Below are 1,295 nucleotides of genomic sequence, written 5' to 3'. Positions count from 1 at the left end.
CTTCTTCTCGAACATCTGATCGAAGATCGCCTGCATAACATCGGGGTCAGAGGCGATGTCCTGTTTCGCGTCCTCTATGGTGGCCGCCGCGTCCTCTGTCAGGGAAAACCCGCAGGTCGAACAAAAGCTCGAGGTCGGGGCGTTGATGGTGTGGCAGTTCTTGCACTGCCGGGGCTCGAGGCGGGTGGGGGCGTCCTCTTCCGTGGTGGCGATCCCGTAGCTCCGGAGCATCTCGATGTCGATGTCCTTGCCGGCCAGGTGGGCGTAGGTCTGGAACATCGGGGTGTTGATGGTCCCCCACATCATCAGCTTGATGACGCTCTCGGAGACGCCGTCCTTGATCAGGTGGGTGATCCGGGAGTGGCGGAAGATGTGCGGGGTGATGTGTTTCTCGATGCCCGCGTATCCTGCGATGCGCTGCAGCTGCTTTTCGATAGAATGGTGGGTCAGTGGCGTTTTGTAGCGGGTGATGAAGACGAGGCTGTCGGCCGCAGGCTCGAAGGGGTAGTCGGCCTTCCAGGATGAGATGTGCTGCGCGGCCATGATCAGGCGAATGTAGCGGGGCTTGCCGGTCTTGAAGTCGACGTTGACCACGTAGCCGTACTTGTCGGCCACGAGGTCACCCCAGGCCATCTGGGCCAGCTCACCGATCCGGAACCCGCCTTCATAGAGCATCATGATGGTGGCGCGGTCCACGCTCCGGGTGCAGGCATTCACCATCGCCGTGACCTCCTCGGGGGTGAGGATATCGGAGGCGGTCTTGGTCATGGCGTCGCAGGGCGGGGTTTTGACGCGCTTGAGTTTGCGCTCGTCGATCTCCGTGTAGCCGTTCTCGATAAGCCAGTAGTAGAACTGCTTGAGGATCGTGATGTGGTCGCGGACGGTGTTCTTGGCGAAGGGCCTGCCGCGCGCGTGCTTTGCGTTCCTGAGGGTGAGGATCGCCCGGGTGATGTCGGCATTCGTGTTCTCGGCGTAGGGGCCGATGAACCTGCGCCAGCCGACGAGGGTGTAGGTCAGCTTGTGGATCCGGCTGATGCCGATGTTGTTGCAGGACTGCGAATCCGCGATGAACTCGCGGATCAACTCTGCGTCGCGCGGGACTAAAAGGTTGGTTGAGAGGCCTTTTTCAATCGAATTCTCTGCATAGCGAGGATCTATTTTGTGGAAGTTACTGTCCGAACGAGTCGGTGCTGTTGTGCGTGCCATACAATGAAATTTGGAATGGCACTATAAAAACAAAGTACAGAACAAGAGGTGGCGTTAGGATGCTGATATGGGGATTCGAACCCCAGTCG

1 protein-coding gene is annotated in these 1,295 nt (G+C 59.0%); it reads right to left on the bottom strand.

The window, feature by feature from the left end:
* The coding region (locus QCH34_RS12835; protein WP_300334710.1) for a site-specific integrase at nt 1–1,083 on the bottom strand (1,083 nt) is incomplete at its 3' end.
* Nucleotides 1,084–1,295 lie beyond the last annotated feature (212 nt).

This window comes from Methanocalculus sp., assembly GCF_029762515.1.
Classification (GTDB): domain Archaea; phylum Halobacteriota; class Methanomicrobia; order Methanomicrobiales; family Methanocorpusculaceae; genus Methanocalculus.
The sequence above is the reverse complement of the archived record's forward strand: the minus strand, read 5'-3'. Positions and strand labels throughout refer to the sequence as shown.